19 protein-coding genes are annotated in these 19,659 nt (G+C 66.1%); 4 read left to right on the top strand and 15 right to left on the bottom strand.

Annotated features, from left to right (window positions below):
- Positions 1 to 149: 149 nt before the first annotated feature.
- Positions 150 to 1,091: an IS110 family transposase gene (locus LDB29_RS15810; RefSeq protein ID WP_193666736.1), complete on the top strand. Its 942-nt coding sequence runs from the start codon at positions 150 to 152 to the stop codon at positions 1,089 to 1,091.
- Between the two features lie 49 nt (positions 1,092 to 1,140).
- On the opposite strand, the gene rsfS is transcribed toward LDB29_RS15810, so the two are convergent.
- The 4 genes from rsfS to LDB29_RS15790 form a co-directional block, all read right to left on the bottom strand.
- Entirely contained in the window at positions 1,141 to 1,530 is a 390-nt protein-coding gene (gene rsfS / locus LDB29_RS15805; RefSeq protein ID WP_044661265.1) for a ribosome silencing factor, read from the bottom strand.
- 12 nt (positions 1,531 to 1,542) lie between these two features.
- Positions 1,543 to 2,175 (bottom strand): nicotinate-nucleotide adenylyltransferase, encoded by a 633-nt coding sequence (locus LDB29_RS15800; RefSeq protein ID WP_255309038.1) that lies wholly within the window; start codon positions 2,173 to 2,175, stop codon positions 1,543 to 1,545.
- Positions 2,176 to 2,364: 189 nt separating this feature from the next.
- Entirely contained in the window at positions 2,365 to 3,798 is a 1,434-nt protein-coding gene (locus LDB29_RS15795) for a DNA recombination protein RmuC (protein WP_099186390.1), read from the bottom strand.
- An 86-nt stretch (positions 3,799 to 3,884) separates the two neighbouring features.
- The gene (locus LDB29_RS15790) at positions 3,885 to 5,072 is read right to left on the bottom strand and encodes an aminotransferase (RefSeq protein WP_099186389.1); all 1,188 of its coding nucleotides are present in this window, start codon (positions 5,070 to 5,072) and stop codon (positions 3,885 to 3,887) included.
- A gap of 103 nt (positions 5,073 to 5,175) precedes the next feature.
- Here LDB29_RS15790 and LDB29_RS15785 point away from each other — a divergent pair, with 103 nt between their 5' ends.
- Positions 5,176 to 5,436 (top strand): DUF6356 family protein, encoded by a 261-nt coding sequence (locus LDB29_RS15785; RefSeq protein WP_099186388.1) that lies wholly within the window; start codon positions 5,176 to 5,178, stop codon positions 5,434 to 5,436.
- A 224-nt stretch (positions 5,437 to 5,660) separates the two neighbouring features.
- On the opposite strand, the gene guaA is transcribed toward LDB29_RS15785, so the two are convergent.
- The 10 genes from guaA to rpsM form a co-directional block, all read right to left on the bottom strand.
- A complete protein-coding gene (gene guaA / locus LDB29_RS15780) occupies positions 5,661 to 7,220 on the bottom strand; it encodes a glutamine-hydrolyzing GMP synthase (RefSeq protein WP_044661270.1) in 1,560 nt (519 codons plus the stop codon).
- A gap of 42 nt (positions 7,221 to 7,262) precedes the next feature.
- The gene (locus LDB29_RS15775) at positions 7,263 to 8,516 is read right to left on the bottom strand and encodes a TCR/Tet family MFS transporter (RefSeq protein ID WP_099186387.1); all 1,254 of its coding nucleotides are present in this window, start codon (positions 8,514 to 8,516) and stop codon (positions 7,263 to 7,265) included.
- A gap of 145 nt (positions 8,517 to 8,661) precedes the next feature.
- Positions 8,662 to 9,309: a YoaK family protein gene (locus tag LDB29_RS15770; protein ID WP_099186386.1), complete on the bottom strand. Its 648-nt coding sequence runs from the start codon at positions 9,307 to 9,309 to the stop codon at positions 8,662 to 8,664.
- A complete protein-coding gene (locus tag LDB29_RS15765; RefSeq protein WP_244968624.1) occupies positions 9,296 to 9,709 on the bottom strand; it encodes an OB-fold-containig protein in 414 nt (137 codons plus the stop codon). The genes LDB29_RS15770 and LDB29_RS15765 overlap by 14 nt, the downstream gene beginning before the upstream one ends.
- A gap of 91 nt (positions 9,710 to 9,800) precedes the next feature.
- On the bottom strand, positions 9,801 to 10,343 hold the full coding sequence (locus LDB29_RS15760) for a hypothetical protein (RefSeq protein WP_099186385.1): 543 nt from the start codon (positions 10,341 to 10,343) through the stop codon (positions 9,801 to 9,803).
- A gap of 135 nt (positions 10,344 to 10,478) precedes the next feature.
- On the bottom strand, positions 10,479 to 12,671 hold the full coding sequence (locus LDB29_RS15755; RefSeq protein ID WP_373886281.1) for a prolyl oligopeptidase family protein: 2,193 nt from the start codon (positions 12,669 to 12,671) through the stop codon (positions 10,479 to 10,481).
- Positions 12,672 to 12,876: 205 nt separating this feature from the next.
- Positions 12,877 to 13,302: a 50S ribosomal protein L17 gene (rplQ, locus tag LDB29_RS15750; RefSeq protein WP_044661277.1), complete on the bottom strand. Its 426-nt coding sequence runs from the start codon at positions 13,300 to 13,302 to the stop codon at positions 12,877 to 12,879.
- 184 nt (positions 13,303 to 13,486) lie between these two features.
- A complete protein-coding gene (locus tag LDB29_RS15745) occupies positions 13,487 to 14,551 on the bottom strand; it encodes a DNA-directed RNA polymerase subunit alpha (RefSeq protein ID WP_044661278.1) in 1,065 nt (354 codons plus the stop codon).
- Between the two features lie 122 nt (positions 14,552 to 14,673).
- A complete protein-coding gene (rpsK, locus tag LDB29_RS15740; protein ID WP_004208752.1) occupies positions 14,674 to 15,063 on the bottom strand; it encodes a 30S ribosomal protein S11 in 390 nt (129 codons plus the stop codon).
- A 100-nt stretch (positions 15,064 to 15,163) separates the two neighbouring features.
- Positions 15,164 to 15,532: a 30S ribosomal protein S13 gene (rpsM, locus tag LDB29_RS15735; RefSeq protein ID WP_025552414.1), complete on the bottom strand. Its 369-nt coding sequence runs from the start codon at positions 15,530 to 15,532 to the stop codon at positions 15,164 to 15,166.
- A gap of 317 nt (positions 15,533 to 15,849) precedes the next feature.
- On the opposite strand from rpsM, the gene LDB29_RS15730 reads away from it, so the two are divergent.
- Complete coding sequence (locus LDB29_RS15730; protein ID WP_137709593.1) at positions 15,850 to 16,389, top strand: hypothetical protein; 540 nt, start codon at positions 15,850 to 15,852, stop codon at positions 16,387 to 16,389.
- A 662-nt stretch (positions 16,390 to 17,051) separates the two neighbouring features.
- Here LDB29_RS15730 and LDB29_RS15725 read toward each other — a convergent pair.
- The gene (locus LDB29_RS15725; RefSeq protein ID WP_099186382.1) at positions 17,052 to 18,563 is read right to left on the bottom strand and encodes an acetyl-CoA hydrolase/transferase family protein; all 1,512 of its coding nucleotides are present in this window, start codon (positions 18,561 to 18,563) and stop codon (positions 17,052 to 17,054) included.
- 100 nt (positions 18,564 to 18,663) lie between these two features.
- Here LDB29_RS15725 and LDB29_RS15720 point away from each other — a divergent pair, with 100 nt between their 5' ends.
- Positions 18,664 to 19,545: a LysR family transcriptional regulator gene (locus LDB29_RS15720; protein WP_025552267.1), complete on the top strand. Its 882-nt coding sequence runs from the start codon at positions 18,664 to 18,666 to the stop codon at positions 19,543 to 19,545.
- The last annotated feature ends 114 nt before the right edge of the window (positions 19,546 to 19,659 follow it).

The following is a 19,659-nucleotide window of genomic DNA, read 5'->3' as shown; positions in this document are numbered from 1 at the left end:
CACCCCGGCCCGGGCGGAAGGGGACGGATCGTGAAAGCGCCGGTCGTTGTGGGACCGGGTTAGAGTAGGATCGCCCCTTTCTTTTCGTGTCGGCCCGAACGGATACCGGGGTTTTGGACCCGGATGACAAGCATGGGACAGCGGAAAAGATGAGCGACAATCTACCACAGACGATCGGCATCGACATCTCCAAAGCGAGCCTCGATTGCTATGCTCACCCCATCGGCGTCGAGCGCCAGTTCACCAACACGGCCAAGGGCCACAAGGCACTGATCGCCTGGCTGCGACAATGGCCGGTCGAGCGGATCGCCTATGAGGCAACGGGCACCTATCATCGGGCGCTGGAGGCGGCTCTGGCCGACTGGCCCTGCGTGAAGCTCAACCCGGAGCGCGCCCGGCGCTTCGCCCAGGCGACTGGCATTCTGGCCAAGACCGATCGCATCGATGCCATGTTGCTGGCCCGTATGGCGGCCACCTTGCAGCCGCCGGTCAGACCCGCTCGAAGCGCACAGCAGGCGCAGATAGCGGAGCTCATCAATGCCCGAGACGGCCTCGTGCGCGATCGCACCGCGCTCAAGAATCGCGAGAAGAACCTCACCATCGCCTTCCTCAAGCGCCAGTGCCGGCAGCGGCTCGAGCAGATCGAACGGCATATCGAGGCGCTCGATACCGAGATCACCAACCTGATCGCCGCCGATGCCGCGCTCGCCCGCCGGCATGAGATCCTCACCAGCATCGCCGGCGTCGGAACGCTGACCGCCAACCAGCTCATCGCCACCATGCCCGAACTCGGCAGCCTCGAGAACAAGCAGGCCGCATCCCTCGCCGGTCTCGCCCCCGTCGCTCGACAGTCCGGACAATGGAAAGGCAAGAGCTTCATCCGCGGCGGACGCGCCAACGTGCGGCAGGCTCTCTATATGCCGGCCCTCGTCGCCGCCCGGTACAATCCCGATCTCAAGGCAAAATATCAGCAGCTCGTTACTGCCGGCAAGCCCGCCAAGATCGCCATCACCGCCGTCATGCGAAAGCTCGTCGTCACCGCGAACGCCATGCTCAAAGCCGATCGATGCTGGACGCAATCTCCAGCTTGATCATCACGGATACTCTAACAAGGCGGGACGCGCTTGTCGAAGCGGCGGGTCAGGCGGTTCCCGCCACCGGCGCGTCGACGAAGCCCCACATCCGCTCCAGATTGTAGAAGCTGCGCACCTCCGGCCGGAACAGATGGACGATCACGTCGCCGGCATCGATCAACACCCAATCGGCCACGGGCAGGCCCTCTATGCGGGCGGAGCGCCCGGTCGCCTGCTTGATCCGCTCAGCCAGCTTCTGCGCCATCGACGCCACCTGACGGGACGAACGCCCGCTGGCGATCACCATGTGATCGGCGATGCTGCTCTTGCCTTCAAGGGGGATGGAGATGGTTTCCTGCGCCTGGTCGTCGTCAAGCGACTTCAAGACAAGGTCATGCAGGGCGGCAACGCTGTCGGCATTATGAGCCGTGTCGTTGGCAGGATGCGGTCTGGTCAAAGATGCTCCATTCTAGACAATCAACCGGCGCGTGAGCGGGTCGCGCACGCGTTTGTGTTCATATTCGCGATGCCAGAGGGGGTCTGCCTGCCGCAGCAGGGTCGCCGATCTTGGATCAGGGCGAAAGCGCAGAAGCACAAGCGCCGGCGGTCTCCAATCCGTCCATGCTGCACTCTGGCGTGCGGGCCGGACGAAGCGCCGCAGCCAGCCCATGGCCGGTGAGCCACGGGCGGCCTCATCATAGCCGGGCCGGGCGATCACGGCAATGGGCATAATCCGGGCTATGCCGCGCCAGTCCCTCCACTGGCCGAATTGCGCGAGATTGTCCGCCCCCATCAGCCAAAGGAACCGGTGGCGCGGATAGCGCCTTCGCAAGGCCTTCACCGTGTCGATGGTGTAGCGGGTGCGCAGCTGCGTTTCTATGGCCGTGGGCCGGATGAGGTTGCGCCGCGCGACTTTTCGGGCGTGGGCGAGACGGGCGGGGAGGGGCGCCATGCCGGCCCGGGGCTTCAGCGGATTGCCCGGCGAAACCAACCACCAGACTTCATCCAGCCGCAAGGCGTGGATCGCGAACCGGGAAATATCCCGATGCCCGTCATGCGCCGGATTGAAGGAGCCGCCGAGAAGGCCGATGCGTTTCATGATTCGCCCATGCCATTTGGCGGGGCCGGGAGCAAATTTCCTGCCGAGTGGGCATGATGCTTAGCCAGCTAATAGATAGATCGAGCGATAAACAGGCCTCCTCCGGTCCACACTCCTGAGACGGCAGCAGCCCAGTTCCCGAATCCCGCTTCACCCCAAAATAATTAGCCTCCTAACCCATGCACAGGAAATCTACTCCGCCGCATCCGGCAGCGCCTCCGGCAAAGCCCGCAGGGCCTCAGCCGAGGACGGTTCGCGAACCAGCGCCTCCACGGGCTCCAGTTCTTCCAGTTCCTTGCCCCCCGTCTCGATATTCAGGTCGCGCAGCTTGCGGCCCGTCACCAGCACGCGACCCTCGAAGCTGCCGACGAAGCTGTTATAATCCGCCACGGCCCCGTTCAGCCGGTTGCCCAGCTTCTTGAGGGACGCCGCCGCACCGGCCAGCCGCTCGTAAAGTTCCTTGCCCAGCATACCAATCCGCTTGGCCTCATCCGCCATCTTCTCCTGCCGCCACACCGCCGCGACGGTCCGGGCAATGGCGATGAGGTTGGTCGGCGTGGCCAGCAGCACCCGCTTCCCGAAGGCATGGTCCCAAAGCTGCGGATCATGCTCCAGCGCGGCGGAGAGGAAATGTTCGCCGGGCACGAACATGATCACATAATCGGGCGCCTCGTCGAACTGGTCGGCATAGCTTTTCCGCCCCAGCGTCTCGACATGCGCGCGCATCGCAGCCGCATGGGCGGACAGGAGCCGCTTCCTCTCCTCCTCGCCCTCCGCGCCATAGGCGTCCTGATAGGCATTCAACGACACCTTGGCGTCAATCACCAGCGCCCGCCCGCCCGGCACGCGCAGGATCGCGTCGGGGCGCAGCCGGCCGTCCTCGCCCTCCACGCTCACCTCGGTCCGGAAATCCACATGCTCGGAAAGGCCGCATGTCTCCAGGACATTGCGCAATTGCTGCTCGCCCCAGCGGCCCCGCGCCTTGGGCGCATGGCGCAGCGAATCGACCAGCCGCTGTGCCTCGGCCCGCACCGCCTCCTGCCCCGACTTCATCGATTCGATCTCGCCGCGCAGTATGCCATAGGCCTCCGTCCGCTGCTGCTCGATCTGGGTGATCTTCTGGTCGTAACGCTGGATCGTCTCGTTGACCGGATGCAGCAATTGCCTCAGCTGCGCCTCACTCTTCTCATGGGCCTGCATCATGCGCTGGTCGGCGCGTTCCAGGAAATGGCTCTGCGCCTGGTGCAGCAGCTTGCCGCCAATTTCGCTGAACTGGGCCGAAAGCTGCTCCTTCGCATCCTTGAGCGCGGCGATCTGCGCTTCGAAGGCTTCCGCCCGCGCCTGCGTGTCGGATCGCAAGGCCGCCAGTTCCCGCGCCGCCGCTTCGCGCACCGCGCGCTCCGCCTCCAGCTTCTGCGCCAGATCCGCCGCCTGCGCCGCGCGCTCCTGCGCCACCACCAGTTCCTGGATCGCGGCGTTGCGCTGGGCCGCCGCCATGTCGAGCTTGCCTGCCAGATCGGCCTTTTCCGTCAGCAGCGGCGCCACGGACCGGCCCCGCGCCAGCCAGCCGATCGCCAGCCCCGCGACCAGAGCGACAATGATGAGAATGGCGGCCAGGCTGTCCATATATGCCCCTTTGCAGAACGAAAGGTGAACCTAGCCGCATGACGTCACCGCCGCAAGCGGCATGCGGCATCCGCCGGCCAGGCGTTTCAGGTCAGGGACGTTCGGAAAGCCGCCAGCCGCGCCACCGCCTCGTCCAATATTTCGTCCGCCTTGGAAAAGCACAGGCGGACGAGATGCGTCACCGGCTCTGCGGGATAGAAGGCGGAAATCGGGATCGCCGCCACGCCCGCTTCGTCGATGATCCGCTCGCAAAAGGCGACGTCGTCCATGTCGATGCCGGAAGCGGGCAGGTCGACGGTCACGAACCATGTCGCCGCGCTGGAATTGACGACATAGCCTGCCCCGCGCAGCCCGGCGACGAGGCGATCGCGCGAAGCCTGATAGGCGGCGCGCATCGCGTCGAACCAGCTTTCCGGCTTGGCCAGCCCCTCGGCCACCGCCCATTGCAGATGGGGCGGGGTGGTGAAGGTGATGAACTGATGCGCGCGGGCAAGCAGCGTCGCCAGCGGCGGGGCGGCGCACATCCATCCGACCTTCCATCCGGTGACGGAGAAGATCTTGCCCGCCGACCCGATCTTCACCGTCCGATCCCGCATGCCGGGAAAGCCGATCAGCGGCTTGTGCGCGATGCCGTCATAGGCGATATGCTCCCACACCTCGTCGCAAATGGCGATCAGGTCGTTTTCCACGCAAAATTCCGCCAGCAGCGCCAGTTCCTCTTCGCGCAGGGCGATGCCCGTCGGGTTCACCGGATTGTTCATCAGCAGGAACCGGGTTTTTGGCGTGACCGCCGCCGCCAGCGCCTGCCGCCCGATCCGCCATTCGGGCGGGGTGAGCCGCAGCACCCGCGCCACCCCGCCCGCCCGCTCGATCAGCGGCAGATAGGCGTCGTAGAGCGGCGCCAGCACCAGCACCTCGTCGCCGGGCCGGACCAGCGCCAGCAGGCTGGCCGCGATCGCCTCCGTCGCGCCGGAGGTGACGATCACCTCCTGCGGCGACAGGTCCAGGCCCTGATGCCGCGCATAATGCGCCGCCACTGCCTCGCGCAGTTCGGCAAGTCCCGCCATGGGCGGATATTGGTTGGACCGGGTCAGCAGCGCGTCGGCGGCGGCGCGGAGTATCTCCTCCGGTCCCTGGGCGTCGGGAAAGCCCTGCCCCAGGTTGATCGCACCGGTCTCCCGCGCGCGGCCGGACATTTTCTCGAAGATGGTGGTGGGCATGTCCCGATAGACGGGATGGCCGAGAGGATCGCGTTCGCTCATGCCGGTGGACATGCCGGTTTTCGGGGTGGGGGGTCAAGTTCCGTGCAATCGGCCCTCTGCTTCGGCCCGCTTATGCATTAGGATGCCGCTTTCCCATGGCCATGAGCGAGCAGACATGATCGACCGCCTGTTCCTGAAGCATCCCAGAGAGGTCAATGAAAGCTATGGCGAGCATTTGGAGGTGGCGACGCGCTTCGGCTTCCTGATGGTGCGGGCGGGGCTTGCCTGCATGATCCACGGGCTGGTCCCGGCTTTCTTCACCCGCACCGGCAGCGCAACGGTGAAGCGGCTGTACGATGAAATGCGCCAACGCCAGCCGGACCTTCCCGAACCCGCTTATCTCAACCCGAAATGGCACCCGGAATATGAGATTTGAAGGAAGAAGGCGGCCGGCAGGGTGCGGCTTCGCTTATAGGGCGACGCGCTCCTGCCAAGGCGGGAGCCCAGTCCTGACGGTGCGCTAAAACGGCGACGCTTGGACTGGATCAGACCTTCGCAGGCGCAGTTGCATCTATTTCCCCGGCGCTCTGCAACCGCTCCGGCGCCGCACGGCGCCAAGTAAAGCCGGCGAATGTCCCCCGGACATTCGCTTTTCCGGCTTTACTCCCACTCGATCGTCCCCGGCGGCTTCGAGGTGTAGTCGTAAACCACCCGGTTGATGCCCTTCACCTCATTGATGATCCGCGTCGCCACCCGGCTCAGGAAGGCGGCGTCGAAGGGATAGATGTCCGCCGTCATGCCGTCGGTCGACGTCACCGCCCGCAGGGCGCACACGCTGTCATAGGTGCGGTGATCGCCCATCACGCCTACCGTGCGGACGGGCAGCAGCACGGCGAAGGCCTGCCAGATCGCATCGTACAGCCCGGCGCTCCGGATTTCCTCCAGATAGATGGCGTCGGCCTTGCGCAGGATGTCGCAGCGCTCCTTCGACACTTCGCCCGGAATGCGGATGGCGAGGCCGGGACCGGGGAAAGGATGCCGCCCGACGAAAATCTCCGGCAGCCCCAGTTCGCGGCCCAGCACGCGCACCTCGTCCTTGAACAGTTCGCGCAGCGGCTCGACCAGCTTCATGTTCATGCGCTCGGGCAGGCCGCCGACATTATGGTGCGACTTGATCGTCACCGAAGGCCCGCCGGTGAAGGACACGGACTCGATCACGTCCGGATAAAGCGTCCCCTGCGCCAGGAAGTCCGCCCCGCCGATCTTCTTCGCTTCCTCCTCGAACACGGCGATGAACTCGCCGCCGATGAATTTCCGCTTCTTCTCGGGGTCGGTCAGGCCCGCCAGCCCGCCCAGGAAGCGTTCCTCGGCATTCACATGGACCAGCTTGATGCCATAATGCTCGCGGAACAGGCTCACCACCTGCTCCGCCTCGCCCAGTCGCATCAGGCCATGGTCGACGAACACGCAGGTCAACTGATCGCCGATCGCCTCATGGATCAGCACCGCCGCGACGGCGCTGTCGACGCCGCCGGACAGACCGCAGATCACCCGGCCTTCGCCCACCTGCGCCCGGATGTCCGCGATCTTGGTCGCGCGGAATTCCGCCATGGTCCAGTCGCCCTTGAGGCCGCAGACATGGCGCACGAAATTGGCGAGCAGCTTCGCGCCATCCGGCGTATGCACGACCTCAGGGTGGAATTGCGTCGCGTAGAAACGCTTTTCCTCATTCGCCGTGATCGCATAGGGCGCGCCCTCGCTGACCGCCACCACCTCGAAACCGGGGGCGAGCCGCGTCACCTTGTCGCCATGGCTCATCCAGACCTGATGGCGCTCGCCCTCCGTCCAGAGGCCGTCGAACAGCGCGCAGCCTTTCTTCACCTCGATGAAGGCGCGGCCGAACTCGCCGCTCTCGCCGCCTTCGACATGGCCGCCAAGCTGCTGCATCATCGTCTGCTGGCCGTAGCATATGCCCAGGATCGGAATGCCCGCCTCGAAGAAATGCTGGGGCGCGCGGGGGCTGTCCTCCCACATGACGGAGGAGGGGCCACCGGAAAGGATGATGCCCTTGGGCTTCAGCCGTTCGAAGGCTTCGGCGGCGCTGTTGAACGGCGCGATCTCGGAATAGACGCCCGCCTCGCGCACCCGCCGGGCGATGAGCTGCGTCACCTGGCTGCCGAAATCCACGATAAGGATGGAATCCTGAAGGGGCAGCGTCATCGAATCGCCTTTATATGTCCAGAGGAAGGGATTCGCGCCCGGTTAGTGCGCTTGCGCTCCCTTGTCCAGCGAAGCCGCGTCCCCGCGCCGCCCCGCCGCCCATCCCAGCACGGCCCCGCCCGCCAGCACCGCCGCGGCGATCAGGAAGGCGCTGCCGATGAAGGGCAGCAGCGGCTTCGCGCCCACCGACAGGGAATAGACCGTGCCGAAGAACAGCGGCGACACGATGCCCGCGATCGATCCGACGCTGTTGTTCGCGCCCTGCAACTGGCCCTGTTCGGATTCCGACACGCGCTGCGTCATCAGCGACTGGATGGTCGGCATGGCAAGGCCCCAGAGCGCGTTGGGGAACATCGCCGCGACGAACAGCCAGCCGGTCGGCGCCAGCCCCATCGCGAAAATCCCGACCGCGCCGAAGCCAAGCCCGATCACCATGGTCGTGCGGTCGCCCAGCCGCTTCACCACCGGCCCGACCAATATTCCCTGCACGCCCATGTCCATCAGGCCGACCAGCGCCAGCAGCGTCCCCACCTCCCACGCCCCCCAGCCATAGCGGTCCCCCGCATAAAGCACGAACACGGCGGAGAAGAGGTGATGCGCGAAATAAAGCAGGAAATTGACCACCGCCAGGCTCGACAGCTCGGGATGCGACCGCAGCAGCCGCAGCGCCCCGAACGGATTGGCCCGCTTCCACGAAAAATCCATCCGCTTGTCGGCGGCCAGCGATTCCGGCAGCACGGACAGCCCGTAGAAAAAGGCCAGCCCCGACAGCCCCGCCGCCGCCCAGAAGGGCGCCCGCAGCGAAATCTCCCCCAGCACCCCGCCCAGCAGCGGCCCGGCGACGAAGCCGCCGCTGAACGCCGCCCCGATCAGCCCATAACCCCGCGCCCGCTCTTCGGGCGGGGTGATGTCGGCCATATAGGCGAAGGTGGAGGTGAAGCTGGACGACGTCACGCCCCCCAGCATCCGCCCCACCGCCAGCCACCACAGATTGGGCGCGATCGCCATCAGCAGGAAATCGAGCGCGAGTCCCGCGACCGAGACCAGGATCACCGGGCGCCGCCCGAACCGGTCGGACAGCGATCCGATGACCGGCGAACAGAGGAACTGCATCCCGGCCCACAGCGCGACGAACAGCCCGTTCCACATCCCCGCCGCCCTGCCGGAACCCGACAGCGTCTCGACCAGTTGCGGCAGCACCGGGATGACGATCCCCATCGACATCACGTCGAGCAGCGCCGTCACCAATATGAAGGCGATCGCGGCCTTGCGGCGATGGGATGGGCGCGGTGACATGATGGACTCCTGGGTGTCGATCCGGACAGAGCTTGTTCCGAGCCGACTGCATCGGATCGAATGCCACAGCCTGATGCTTTACCGCGTTTTTCGAGCCGGCAGATGATTCCTTCTGCTTGCAAAGGGCTCTAGGCGCTGCGCCCGGTCATGCCAAGTCCAACGGTCCCAGGCGGCCGCTCCACAGCAGCAACAGCCCGGAAAAGGCCAGGGCGACCCACAGCGCATGCAGGCCCATCAGCGCGAAGAGGCCACCCCCCGCCACCGCGCCCGCCACCAGCCCCAGCCACAGCAGCAGATAGGGCAGCCAGTTCCATCGCGGCCCGCCGGTCAGCGCCACCGCCAGTTGCTGGCCCAGCTTCACCAGCGCGCCAGTCATATAGGTGACGCCGATGCTGACTTCGCCGTCGCGCTGGAAGACGTTGTTCACCGCGCCCATCGCCGCCGCCATCAGCAGCGTCAGCCCGGAGCCCGGCCGGTCCGGCAGGGCCAGCAACGCGGCGCAGAACAGCAGCGCGGTCGCAAGGCCCAGCACCACCTGCTTGCGCCAGCGGCCCGCCCGGCGCGCGACCAGCGCACCGGCCAGCACGCCGCCGACAAAGGCCCCGACCAGTCCCGCCGCCATCCCGGCGACCGCCGCGCCCTTGGCCAGCCCCACGCCCAGCCGGGTGGAATTGCCGCTCATGAAGGAAACGAACAGCCCGCCCAGCTTCAGGAATCCCAGCGCATCGATGAACCCCGCCTGCGCCGCCAGTCCGATGGCCAGCATGTGGCGGGAAGCATCATATCCGCGCATGGACGGGCCCTCGCACCATCAGCGCGTCCAGCGGAACGGCGCTGCTCTGGTCGCGGGGAAGCAGGGGGGCAAGCCGTCGCGCGGCAAGGCCGGTCGAAGGCAGGCTGGCGATCAGGGCGGCGGGTGCGGCGATCAGCGGCGGCAGCATCGCACCGGTCAGATCGAGCAGCAGATGCTGCCCGATCAGCCCGATCATGCCGAACAGCGCCAGGAATATCGCCAGCAGCATCAACAGCGGCAGGCGACCGACGCCCAGCCAGCCCAGCAGGTCCGCATCGCCGTCAATGTCGAGATCGAAGTCGCCCGCGATGCCGATGGCCTGCACCGCCCCGATGAGCAGCATCAGGACGATCGCTGAGACGAAAACGACATTCTCGGTCGCGAAAAGGAACGCGGCCACCCCTGACTCCCCTGATTCGCGCCGATGCTAATGGATTGACGTAAAACAGGATAGGGCAAAGCGTGGCCGCGATGCGGCGGACCGGGCGCGCCTATCGGGCGGCGCGATCCCGCCGGAAATAAAGGTCCGCGATCCGGCCATTCTGCACCGAACAGGTGAAGTGGCGCGACCGTCCATCCTGCGCCCGCCAGCCGGACCGGACCTCGACATCGCCCTCCACATCATAGCCGTTGCGGGTCTCGCGGGGCTCCTGCACCTGCCGCACCTCGGCATAGCCGCCCTCCCGCTCCGCCTCGTCGCGGGCGGCGAGGGCGCAATAGGTGATCGCATCCTCGCCATCCCGGTCGGCGGGCGCCTCCGCCAGATCGCCCCGCCCGCCCTCGCTGTCAGGGGATCGGGCGCCGGCATGGTCCTGATCCGCCGCCACGACATCGGAAAAATCATCGTCGGCGCGCGTAGGGCTCGCTCGGTCGTCCGGGGCGGCGGCATCGGCGGGCGGCTGCGCTTCGTCCGACAGGTCATCCTGTTCCTGCGGCGCGCCTTGCCGCGGTTGATAGGCCTGCGCCGACGCGACGCCGCCCGCCAGCAGGGCCGTCGCGATCAGCGATCCCGTCATCCACCTCATCTTGTTCATGACCCTCGTCCCTCAGCCGAAATTTGCCGATGGCTAGGCGATCATGGCTGTCGGAGGCCTGAACGCGAGTGCGCCGCCACCGGCGGCCATGGACGCATCCCTCCCGAACCGGTAAGCGCCCGCCCTGCTGCCCGGCTATCGCGGCTGCGCGTCCAGTTTCAGCCCGGTATAATAGGCCGCAAAGGCATAGCTGTCGGCATATTCGTCGATCAGCTTGTCCACGGGCTTGCCCGCCCCATGCCCGGCCTTGGTGTCGATCCGGATCAGGCGGGGCTTCGGCCCCAGCTCCGCCGCCTGCAAGGCCGCGGCATATTTGAAGCTGTGCGCCGGCACCACCCGGTCGTCGGTGTCGCCCGTGGTGACGAGGATCGCCGGATAGTCCTTCCCGCCCGCGATGTTGTGATAGGGCGAATAGGCGTAGAGCAGGCGGAAATCCTCCTCCCGGTCGGGCGATCCATAGTCGTCGATCCAGTAGCGGCCGGCGGTGAAACGGTCGAAGCGCAGCATGTCCATCACGCCCACGGCGGGCAGGGCGGCGGCGAACAGATCGGGCCGCTGGTTCACCACCGCGCCGACCAGCAACCCGCCATTGGACCGCCCCTCGATGGCAAGGCCGTCCTTCGTCGTATAGCCATTGGCCTTCAGATATTCGGCCGCCGCGATGAAATCGTCGAACACATTCTGCTTGTTGGCGAGCCGCCCCGCATCGTGCCATGCCTTGCCGAACTCGCCGCCGCCGCGCAGATTGGCGATGGCATAGACGCCGCCCTGCTCCAGCCACGCCATGCGCGTCGCCGAATAGCCGGGCGTCAGCGCGATGTTGAAGCCGCCATAGCCGTACAGGATGGTGGGCGCGGGCGCTTTGGAAAGGGCCAGCGCCTTCTTGCGGATCACCGTCATCGGGATCATCGTGCCGTCCTTCGACGGATAGCTGACCTGCTCTATGCCGTAATCGTCGGGATTGAAGGGCAGCTCCGGCCGCGCGAACAGCTCGTAACGCAGCGTTGCCGTGTCGAAGCGGTAGATGCTCGACGGCGTGGTGAAGCCCGAAAAGCTGAAGAAGGTTTCAGGATCGCCGTCGCGCCCGCCGAAACCGGCCGCCGTGCCCAGGCCGGGCAGCGGCACGTCGCTGACCTTTCGCCCGTTGAGGTCGATCAGCTCCGCCACGCTTTCCGCATCGGACAGATAGGCCAGGATCAGCCGGTCCCCGACCAGCGACCCGCCCGCCAGCGTGTCCATGCGTTCCGCCACCACCTGCCTGGCGCCGCGCCGGGGGAAGCGGGCGTCGATGCTGACGACGCGCAGATGCGGGGCATATTGGTCGGTGATGAAATAGACCGTCGGCCCGCGGCTGCCGATCAGCCGCCAGTCGTTGGTCATGCCCTTCACCAGCGGGCGGACCTTCACCTTGCCGCCGGTCAGTTCGGCCAGATGCAGTTCGCGGCGGGGGTCGGTGCCCTGGAAGCTGCTGATGACCAGCCAGCGCCCGTCCTGCGTCACCTGCGCCGTGTGGCTGAGGCGCGGCTGGTCCGGAGTCGCGTAGATAAGCTGATCCTGCGCCTGCGGCGTGCCGAGGCGGTGATAATGAAGTTCCTGCCCCACCGTGGAGGATTGCAGGCCGCCGCCTTCCTGCGGCGCGGCGAAGCGCGAATAGAAGAAACCCTGTCCTTGCCCGTCCCAGGCAAGCTGGGAGAATTTCACCCATTGCACGACATCGTCGAGCGGCCGGGCGGTGGCGACGTCCAGAACCTTCAGCGTGCGCCAGTCGCTCCCGGCCTCCTGCACGGCATAGAGCAGGAACCGGCCGTCGGGGGAGGGCGCCCATTCCGCCAGCGCGTCCGACCCGTCCTCCGCCCAGTCATTCGGGTCGATCAGCAGCCGCTGCGCACCGTTCAGGCCGTCGCGCACATAGAGCGGCGTCTGGTTCTGGAGCCCCTTGTTATAGCCGTAGAAATAGCGCCCGCCCGCCTTGCGCGGGATGGTGTAGCGGCCATGGGCGAACAGCGCCTGCATGCGTTTCTTGAGCGCCTCGCGACCCGGCAGCCCGTCGATATGGCGGCGCGTGAGGCGGTTTTCCTGTCCCACCCAGTCGCGGACGGCGGGATCAGCGCGCAGGTCGTTTTCCAGCCAGCGATAGGGATCGGTCACCTTGACCCCGAAATGATCCTCCACCAGGTCCAGCCTTTTGGCGGCGGGATAGCGCAGTCCTGAAGCGCCAGCGACCGCCGCATCCGGCTCCGCCTGCGCGGGGAGCGCCGCGAACAACAGCGCCGCCAAAGCAAAGCAGCCAAAGGCGCGCATCCGATCCCCCCGAAATCCCATTCCCATTCTCTGGCGTCTCATGGCGCGGAAAGGCAAGAAAACAAAGAATATTTCTTATCTCCCCTCCCCTTCGGAGCAGGGGCCGGGGGTGGGGGCTGACCGAATGGCTCGACGCCCCGCATATCCACGCCCCAAAAAAGAAAAAGGGCCGCGCCCCCTTCCGGAAGCCGCGGCCCTCTTCATCTGCCCGCTTGCGCGAGCCGTCAGCGGATCACGCCGCTTCCAGCTCGTCGGCGTCCGCACCCTGGACCGGACCGGAATCCTGACCCTTGGCGTCGACGTCGCGGTCCACCAGTTCGATGATCGCGATCGGCGCTGCGTCCGAAGCGCGGATGCCGGCCTTGATCACGCGGGTGTAGCCGCCATTGCGGTCCTTGTAGCGCTCGGCCAGAACGTCGAACAGCTTGGTGAGCTGCGCGTCGTCCTGCAGGCGGGCATGGGCCAGACGACGGTTCGACAGGCCACCCTTCTTGGCGAGGGTGATCAGCTTCTCGACATAGGGACGCAGTTCCTTCGCCTTGGGCGTGGTCGTCAGGATCTGCTCATGCTTGATGAGCGAGGCGGCGAGGTTGCGGAGCAGCGAGTTGCGATGCCCGGCGCTGCGCTGCAGCTTGCGATGACCAACCTTGTGACGCATATGTCTTTCCTTCCGTTCGTTAAGGGGCCGTTTCAGGTACCCCAGACCAGGCGGCGTTTCAGGGCCGCCGCCCCTTTGCCCTGCCCCTTAAAAAAAGGGGCGAAGTTCACACCGTTCAAAGCGGACGCGAATCCGTGCTTTCCGGTGTCCAGCATCCCTCCGGGCGAACCGGAGGGAAGGCGGATCAGCCCAGCAGCTCCTGTTCGAGCTTCTTGGCCATTTCCTCGATATTCTCCGGCGGCCAGCCGGGGATGTCCATGCCCAGGCGCAGGCCCATGGACGACAGCACTTCCTTGATCTCGTTCAGCGACTTGCGGCCGAAATTGGGGGTGCGCAGCATCTCGGCCTCGGTCTTCTGGACCAGATCGCCGATATAGATGATGTTGTCGTTCTTGAGGCAGTTGGCGCTGCGGACCGACAGTTCCAGCTCGTCCACCTTCTTGAGCAGGTAGCGGTTGATCTGGTTCGCGTCGCTCTCGCCCTCGCTGGCCGAACCGCCGGCAGCGGCGCCGGCGGCCGGAGCGGCGACGGGCAGCGCGTCCTCGAAGTGGACGAACAGCTGGAGCTGGTCCTGCAGGATGCGGGCGGCATAGGCCACCGCGTCTTCCGGCGTGACGGTGCCGTCGGTCTCGACGGTCAGCGACAGCTTGTCATAGTCCAGTTCCTGGCCGACGCGGGTATTGTCGACCTTGTAGGCGACCTGACGCACCGGCGAATAGAGCGCGTCGACCGGGATCAGGCCGATCGGGGCGTCGGCCGGACGGTTGGCGACGGCGGGGACATAGCCCTTGCCGACGTCGGCGGTCAGTTCCATGTTCAGCGTCGCGCCCTGGTCCAGGTGGCAGATCACCAGGTCGGGGTTCATCACTTCGATGTCGCCCACGGTGGTGATGTCGCCCGCGCGCACTTCGGCGGGGCCGGTGGCGGAAAGCTGGAGACGGCGCGGACCGTCGCCTTCCATTTTCAGCGCAACCTGCTTGATGTTGAGGACGATGTCCGTGACGTCCTCACGCACGCCCGCGAGCGAGGAGAATTCGTGGAGGACGTTCTCGATCTTGATCGAGGTGACCGCCGCGCCCTGGAGCGAGGACAGAAGAACCCGGCGCAGCGCGTTGCCAAGCGTCAGGCCGAAGCCGCGCTCCAGAGGTTCGGCGACGAAGGTCGCCTTGCGCTTGCCGTCGCCCGCGACCTTGATCTCAAGGCTGTTGGGCTTCTTCAATTCCTGCCAGTTCTTCATGTTGACAGTCATGTATTTCCCCTGGGGATGAGGCCGAAACGTTCAAAAATCCTGACCCGACAGGACGTTCCGACCGATGCAGATGGGTGAGCGGGCGACGCGTCCGCCGCCCGCCGACAAGCCGCGCGTCGTTGTTAGACGCGGCGGCGCTTGGAAGGACGCACGCCATTGTGCGGGATCGGCGTCACGTCGCGGATGGAGGTGATGTGGAAGCCGACGGCCTGCAGCGCGCGCAGGGCCGATTCACGGCCCGAACCCGGACCCTTCACTTCGACTTCCAGGGTGCGCACGCCATGTTCGGCCGCCTTGCGGCCGGCGTCTTCGGCGCAGACCTGCGCGGCATAGGGCGTCGACTTGCGGCTGCCCTTGAAGCCCATCATGCCCGCCGAGGACCAGCTGATCGCATTGCCCTGGGCGTCGGTGATGGTCACCATGGTGTTGTTGAAGCTGGCGTTGACGTGCGCGACGCCGGCCGAGATGTTCTTGCGTTCGCGGCGCTTGATGCGCTGGGGTTCGCGTGCCATTTTTGCTCTATCCTACTGAAATCTTGTGTTCCGGGAGGCTGCGCCCAGGAAGGGCTGCCTCCGGCGGAGAAGAAGATGAAATAGTCCCCCGGACTATTTCTTACTTCTTCTTGCCGGCAATCGGCTTCGCCTTGCCCTTGCGGGTGCGCGCATTGGTGTGCGTGCGCTGGCCGCGGACCGGCAGGCCCTTGCGGTGACGCAGGCCGCGATAGCAGGCCAGGTCCATCAGGCGCTTGATGTTCATCGCGGTTTCGCGGCGCAGGTCGCCCTCGACCGTGTGGTCGGCGTCGATGGCTTCGCGGATCTGCAGCACTTCGGCGTCGGACAGGTCCTGCACGCGGCGGCTGTGGTCGATGCCCAGCTTGTCGGCGATGTCGACGGCGGTCTTGCGGCCGATGCCGTGGATGTAGGTGAGCGCGATGATCACGCGCTTGTTGGTCGGGATGTTGACACCCGCAATACGTGCCATGGTATTCTGTACTCCTGCTCCACGGGGCGGTTGGCGCCGCCCCATCTCAAAGCGTCAGGGCTGAAGTCCTTAAGGAGACGACAGCCGATTCGATAGGCCCCAAGACGCAAAAAAGACGGCCAGTGCCACTGCACTGCCGCTCGTCAGCGTGTCGGGAAGGGGTGCCCTTAGCGATTCGGCCTCCGGCTGTCAATGACGGGCAGGCGCGAAAGCGGCGAAATCCGGCGCTTCCGCCGCCCTTTCTTTCGACCGGTCCGGCATGTCGTCCCGCCCTTTTCGGGTTGATGCCATCCCCGTGCCTAAGGCATGGAGGCGGGATGCGCTTCACTCTGCCCTCCGCCATGCCGGCGGCCGCCTTCGTCCTGCTGGCTTCCTGCGTGGGCGCGCCCCAGCAGCGCGCGCCTGTTCCCGCACCTGCGCCCCGGCCGGCTCCCGCGGCCCGGCCCGCCCCCCCTCCGCCGCCGCCGGCCGACTGGCAGGACCGCGCGACCACCGCGGGCGACTGGCGCTATCAGGTCGACGGCGCCGGATCGGCCGCCCTGTTCGGCCCGGATGCGCAAGGCAGCCTGTTCGTCATCCGCTGCGACCGGACGACGCGCCGCGTCAGCCTTTTGCGGCCCGGCCCGGCGCAGGCGGCGATGACGGTGCGGACCAGCTATGGCGCGGTCAGCTGGCCGGCCGGCCCCGCCACCGGCGCCATCGCCGCGACCCAGGCGACCCGCGCCGCCAGCGACGCCACGCTCGATCAGATCGCCTACAGCCGGGGCCGTTTCGCGGTCGAGGTGCAGGGTCTGGAGATGCTGGTCCTGCCAAGCTGGGCGGAGGTCGGCCGCGTCGTGGAGGATTGCCGCGCCTAAGCCCTTGATTTCAGGCGAAAGGCGCTGGTTTCAACGCAAATCGCCTGCAAAAGGCGGACGCAAAAGTATGATTCGAAAAAAGAATTTTACAAGCCTTGAAGTGGCGGCCGGTCTGATTCACATATCATTTCATAGACGGCGAAGGACCAGTACCGGGAACGGCTATAGGGGCTTCAACTAGCGAAAGGAGGTGATCCGATGTCTCATGGTTCAGCAATGGGGTCGGTCAAGTCCATTCGGGGAACGCGCCGCTGAGCGACGCCTTATGCGTCGGTTTTCCAGAATAGGGTGACTGTCGACCGCGGTTTCGCGATCGAGGCGCCGTATCTGGAAAATAGCGCGATCAACGTTTCCCTTGGGCGGCGCTTCCGGCCGCTGACCATGTCAATGATGGGCCGTCGGGGTTTAATCTACCCGGCGGCCCCTCTCATTTTCGTGATGTCCGATTTGGGTGTAAGCGGACACCCACTTTACCCCTCTCCCTTGAGGGAGAGGGCTGCGCAGACTTGGCAGCTTGCTGCCTTAGTCGTAGCTGGGTGAGGGGGTTCGCGCGGGCCTCAGACCCGCTCCCTCTCATCCAAATCAGCCCAGGGCTCCTTCGCCGCCAAGGCCTCCTGTCCTTTTCCTCCTCTCCGCCGGAGAGGAAAGCGAAGCCCCAATCCCTACCCCCGCATCGTCCCCGTATCGATGAAGCGCTGGTGCCACGCCAGCGCCTCCCCCGGCAGCATCGGCGACTGCAACCCGTATGACCCCGCCAAAGCCCGCCGGAAATAGTCCTTCAGCATCGGCCGGAAGTCCGGATGCGCGCAATTCTCCATGATGACCTCCGCCCGCTGCCGGGGCGCCAGCCCGCGCAGGTCCGCCAGCCCCTGCTCGGTCACGATCACCTGCACATCCTGGTTGATATGGTCGACATGGCTGCAATGCGGCACGATGGCGGAGATCGCCCCACCCTTGGCCGTCGACGGCGTCATGAAGATCGACAGAAACGCGTTGCGCGCAAAGTCCCCCGACCCGCCAATGCCGTTCTGGATGCGCGATCCCATCAGATGGGTCGAATTGACGTTGCCGTAGATGTCCGCCTCGATCAGCCCGTTCATCGCGATGCAGCCCAGCCGCCGCACCAGCTCGGGATGGTTGCTGATCTCCTGCGGCCGCAGGATCATCCGGTCCCGATAGCGCCCCATATCGGCATTCATCCGCGCCGCCGCCTCCGGGCTCAGGGAAAAGGCCGTGGCGCTCGCCATCCGCAGCTTGCCCGCGTCGAGCAGGTCCAGCATCCCGTCCTGGATCACCTCCGTAAAGGCGACCATGTCCTCGAACGGCGCGTCGATCAGGCCGGTCAGCACCGCATTGGCGATATTGCCGACCCCCGACTGCAACGGCAGCAGCGAAGCGGGCAACCGCCCCTTCTTCACCTCATGGCGCAGGAATTCCAGCAAATGCCCGGCAATCGCCCGCGCCTTGTCGTCCGGCGCCTTGAAGGGCGCGTTGCGGTCCGGCGCATCCGTCTCGACCACCGCGATCACCTTGTCCGGATCGCAGCGGAAGGTCGGCTGGCCGATGCGCTGGTCCGCCCGCATCAGCGGGATCGGCTGGCGATGCGGCGGCAGCGCCGTGCCGTAATAAATGTCGTGCATCCCCTCCAGCGCGGGGTTCTGCCAGCGATTGACCTCCAGTATCACGCCCTTGGCCCGGTCGATCCAGGTCTTGTTGTTGCCCACGGAGGCGGAGGGGATCAACTCGCCCCCGGCGGTGATCCCCGTCACCTCGACCACGGCAATGTCCAGATCGCCCAGGAAACCCTGCCACGCCATCGGCGCGACCTGGCTCAGATGCATGTCGAAATATTGCATCTGGCCCTTGTTGATCCGCTCCCGGGCAATGGGATCGCTATTATAGGGCAGGCGGAACTCCACGCCGTCGGCCTGCGCCAGCGCCCCGTCCAGCTCCGGCCCGGTCGACGCGCCGGTCCACACCCTGACCCGGAAGGGCTCGCCCGCCGCATGCGCCTCGGTGATCCGCTTCGCCAGCGCCAGCGGCACCGCCTTGGGATAGCCCGACCCGGTAAAGCCGCTCATCCCCACGGCCATCCCGTTGCGGATCAGCGCCGCGGCCTCCTCCGCCGTCCGGCATTTGGCGGCCAGCCCGGCATGGGCGATGCGATCGGTCATGGCTATCCTCTTCCATCATTCCTTGCGCGCTGGCATCTGGCTTTTCGGCCGATCAGACAATAAGGATAAGCCGCACAATATCTGTGCGAGTATCGTGCAAATGTCCGATCTGTTGATCGCCCTCCGGACATTCGTCCGGCTATGCGAAAAACCCAACTTCTCCCGCGTGGCTGGAGAGATGCACGCCAGCCATACGACGATAGCCCGCCGGCTGGATCAGGTGGAATCGCATTTCGGCGCCATCCTCTTCCATCGCACCACCCGCCGGCTGATCGCCACGCCGGAGGCTGACCGCCTGCTGGTCCACGCCCGCGCGATGCTGGACGCGCTGGATGGGGCGGAACAGGAATTCGGCCCGGTCCGCGATCAACCGGGCGGCCTGGTGCGCATCGGCTTCACCACCGCGCTCGGCCTCTATTATGTCGAGCGCCTGGGCGATCTGACCGCGCGCTACCCCGCGCTCCAGCTCGATTGCGCCATGACGGACTGGCAACGCGACGTGGTGGAGGACCGCCTCGACCTTGCCCTGCGCGTCGGCCCGGTGGGCGACGACAGCCTGGTGGTTCATCCGCTGGGCGCGCTGCCCCGCCTGCTGGTCGCGCATCCCGCCTATCTTGCCGGCCGCGGCATGCCCTCGTCCGCCGAAGACCTTCCGGGGCATCAGTGCATCGCCTACGCCTATGGCGACGTGCCCGCCCGCTGGACCATCGATGGGCGGGAGAGGGTGGTGGGCGGCACCTTCCGCAGCGACAGCAGCGAAGCCGTCCACCGCGCCGCCCTCAGCGGCCTAGGCATCGCCCTGCTCCCCGCCATCCGGGTGCAGGGCGACATCGCGGCGGGACGGCTGGTCCCGGTCCTGCCGGAAAGCCACATCGCCCCGCTCGACATCTGGGCCGTCCACCCGTCCCACAAACGCCTGCCGCCAAGAGCGCGGGTGGTGCTGGACTTCCTCAAGGAGAATTTCCCCGGTGAACGGCCCTAGAGCGCTGCGTCAAATCATAGGCAGGCCGCGCGCTCCAAGCTTTTGTTGTCGCATCCTTTTGAACGCAAAACCGGTTCCCACTTTTGCGCAGGATGCTCTGGCCCTGAAGACCTG

Origin of the sequence: Sphingobium sp. CFD-2, from assembly GCF_024611135.1 — a bacterium.
GTDB classification, from domain to species: Bacteria; Pseudomonadota; Alphaproteobacteria; order Sphingomonadales; family Sphingomonadaceae; genus Sphingobium; species Sphingobium fuliginis.
Note: the sequence above shows the minus strand (reverse complement) of the source record. Positions and strands in the feature narration are given on the sequence as shown.